Source organism: Novosphingobium anseongense, from assembly GCF_037482895.1.
GTDB lineage: Bacteria > Pseudomonadota > Alphaproteobacteria > Sphingomonadales > Sphingomonadaceae > Novosphingobium > Novosphingobium anseongense.
The window spans coordinates 1-3,399 of record NZ_JBBHJZ010000013.1 but is presented as its reverse complement, the minus strand read 5'-3'; the positions used below and the strand labels follow the sequence as shown (position 1 = coordinate 3,399).

Sequence of the window (3,399 nt, the reverse complement as noted above, 5' to 3'; positions counted from 1 at the left end):
AGGCTTCTGGACGCACGGAATCATCGGAGAGAGAGACCCGGTGACCCAACCCGCCGCTTAAAAAAGCGGCATGCGTATGAAACAGGAGAAGAGTAACATGATTAAGAAGCTTTTGATCAGCGCGTCCGCGCTGGCCCTTTCGACCGGCGTCGTGCACGCACAGGCTGCTGGCCCTCAGATTTTTGGCAAGGTGGCGAACCCGAACCCGAGCACTGAAATCGGCTCGCCCACGATCGGCACCAACTATTCGTCGGTTGTTCAGAATGCGAACAACAACAAGGCCGACGTCAATCAGGTCGATGGCTCGCACAACTCGTCGAACGTGACGCAGGGCACCTCGACTGCTGGTTCGGGCAACAATGGTGCAAAGGTCGATCAGGGCGGTACGGGCGGCAACGCGGCCAAGATCGTGCAGATCGGTCTCAGCGGCGCGTCGGACAACACCGGTGGCGATAACACCAACGTTCCTGCGAGCCTGCTGAACGGTAAGGCTCAGCATGCAGAAATCATCCAGAACAACGGCGGCGCCTGGAGCGGCAACACCAACACGAACAATTCGCGCCGCAACGATGCCGTGATCTACCAGGGCCAGGTTAACGCTGGCGGCATCAAGAACTACGCCCTGATCAATCAGGACGGTTCGGGCAACGATGCCGGCATTCAGCAGGGTGCGCAGGCCGCTGGTTGGGCTCTCGAGCAGGATGGTCGCATGTATGCGACGATCGTGCAGGACGGCAATAACAACACGGCTGAGACCGCCCAGGGTGAAGTCGACAAGTCGGAAATCACGCAGACCGGTGATCGTAACCTCGCCTATGTGAGCCAGGATCCGACCATCAGCGCGAACCCGTCGGTTGATCGTTACGGCCGCAAGAGCGACGTCGATCAGACCGGCGACGAAAACGAAGCCTATGTTTCGCAGACGGGCAACGAGACCGAAAGCGATCTCGATCAGGTCGGTGATGAGAACATCGCCAGCGTCAACCAGAGCGGTAGCGGCGCTTACAGCGTCATCCTGCAGAACGGCGACAATAACGACGCAGACGTTGGTCAAAGCGCTGATGCAGACAGCGATGTCGAACAGCAGGGCGATCGGAACTATTCGCTGGTTCGTCAGGCCGGCAACGGTGCCGATAGCAAGATCCTGCAGGACGGTAATCGCAACGAAGCCGATGTGAGCCAGAGCGGTGCCGACACGGACAGCGATATCGATCAGGATGGTGATCGTAACTACGCGCTGGTCCGTCAGACGGGTGCTCGTGCAAACAGCGAAATCGATCAGACCGGCGACTATCAGTACGCTGATGTTCGTCAGGCTGCTGTGGACTCGAAGAGCACGGTGAACCAGAGCGGCGGTGGTAACTTCCTCGCTGGCGCACACCGTGCGATCGTTCGTCAGAACACTGGTGCCGATGGCGCTGAAAGCCAGATCACCCAGACCGGCAGCTCGTCTGTGTTCGGTGGCAGCACGGCGCTGGTGACCCAGAACCTCGGTGCTACCAACGTTCTCAGCCAGGTTCGTCAGGCCGGTGTTGGCCATCTCGCAACGGTTACCCAGTCGGGTGAAGGCGATACGGCCAATGCTAAGCCTGAGAGCTACATCGAGCAGGTTGGCAGCGCTAACGTCGCTACGCTGGAACAGGCTGCTGGCAAGGCAGACTCGACCATCCGTCAGGGCTTCGTCCGCGTTCCGGGCACCCTGGGCAACCCGGACACGTTCACGTCGAACACCGGTTCGCTGCTGAACGTCGCTTTCGTCTCGCAGACGTCGACTGCAACGAACGCCTCGAGCGATATTGCTCAGAGCGGTCGTGCGAACGTTGCTAACGTTGATCAGCGCGGTGCCAACGGTACCAGCAAGATCGATCAGGTTGGTCGTTTCAACTACTCTGAAGTTACCCAGCTGGCCGGTGCCACGGGCGCCAAGAGCACGATCAGCCAGAATGGCGAGCTGCACTTTGCTGACGTCCTGCAGAGCGGTGCGAACGCCGAGAGCACGATCACCCAGGGTGGTGGTGACCGTAACAATGCGATCGTCGAGCAGGCCGCTGCCAACGTGAAGAGCATCATTGCTCAGACCGGCAGCGACAACTTTGCGACCGTTCTTCAGAACACCATCGCAAACGTTGGTTCGTTCAGCACGGTTTCGCAGACCGGCAACGGCAACGTCGCCAACGTCACGCAGTAATCTCTAAAGCGGGGTGGCTTCGGCCACCCCGCCCCTTTCTCGAACCAAGCCGCGGCTTGGCTCTGGAAAGGGCCCGATACCAACGGGGCCGAAGGCCAAAGGAACAGTGCAATGACTGGCAAGAAACTGGCAAAGGGCATTCTGGCAACGACGGCCGGCGCACTCGCGCTGATGACCGCGAGCCACGCCGCCGCGCAGACCTACGCCGATTTCGCATCGAGCTGCGTCGGCACGGCCAACGTCGCCTGCATCGCCCAGATCGGTGACGGCAACAACACCTCGATCGACCAGTCGAACGCGCAGACCAGCAAGGCGCTGGTCTATATCCAGGGCGACAACAACGGCACCGGCAACGTGGCCAGTGTCTCGTCGGGCGCGCTCACGCGCTACGAGGTCGTCCAGCCGGCGAACAACAACGGCAACAATGGCGGTTCGAACAACGGCGGCTCGAACAACGGTGGCGGCAACGGCGGCTCGAACAACGGTGGTTCGAACAACGGTGGCGGCAACGGCGGCTCGAACAATGGTGGCTCGAACAACGGCAATGGCAACGGCAACAAGCAGCCTGTCGTCGTAACCACCGCTGCCATCGCCATTCCGGCGAACCTGCCCTCGGGCACGATCGTCCAGCGCGGCCCGAACAACAGCGCCGAAGTGCGCATCCAGGGCAGCAACAACGATTTCTACGTCTCGCAGGAAATCGGCGGCAACTGGGCGGCGCAGCGGATCACCGGCAGCGGCAACACCGCCGTGATCATCCAGAACGGCAACGACACCGCCTCGCAGACGCAGATCGGCAACAGCAACGTCGCCTATGTCAAGCAGTCGAGCGGCGCCAACAATGCGACGCTGTACCAGCAGGACGGCACCTCGGAGATCCTGCTCGAGCAGTCGGGCGGCGCCAGCGCCACGCTCTCGCAGTATGGCGGCAACAACGATATCGCGCTGCGCCAGACGGGCGTGGTGACTGCCTCGATCACGCAGTACGGCAACCGTAGCATCGCCATCGATCAGCAGGCCGGCATGGCCGGTGCCTCGGCGATCGCGATCACGCAGTATTGAGCTGAACAGTTCCGCCAGCCGGCGGGGGATGAAGACGACCGAACCACCCCATCCGTGGGGCACAACAGGAGGTTCACGTGAATAGCAGAGCAAAAACGATCGCGCTCGGCGCGGTATCGGCTCTCGCTTTGGCGGGCGCGCCGGCGGCG

At 61.3% G+C, this 3,399-nt stretch carries 2 protein-coding genes; both read left to right on the top strand.

All coding sequences use genetic code 11. The annotated features are described in order from the left end of the window. Positions 1-97 precede the first annotated feature (97 nt). A complete protein-coding gene (locus WG901_RS23710) occupies positions 98-2,188 on the top strand; it encodes a hypothetical protein (RefSeq protein ID WP_339589612.1) in 2,091 nt (696 codons plus the stop codon). 111 nt (positions 2,189-2,299) lie between these two features. Beyond that, the gene (locus WG901_RS23705; RefSeq protein ID WP_339589611.1) at positions 2,300-3,250 is read left to right on the top strand and encodes a hypothetical protein; all 951 of its coding nucleotides are present in this window, start codon (positions 2,300-2,302) and stop codon (positions 3,248-3,250) included. Positions 3,251-3,399 lie beyond the last annotated feature (149 nt).

What these genes read in the sequence shown, in the direction of transcription:
- WG901_RS23710 (WP_339589612.1), top strand. Translation starts at nt 98, where the DNA reads ATGATTAAGAAGCTTTTGATCAGCGCGTCCGCGCTGGCCCTTTCGACC.
- WG901_RS23705 (WP_339589611.1), top strand. Translation starts at nt 2,300, where the DNA reads ATGACTGGCAAGAAACTGGCAAAGGGCATTCTGGCAACGACGGCCGGC.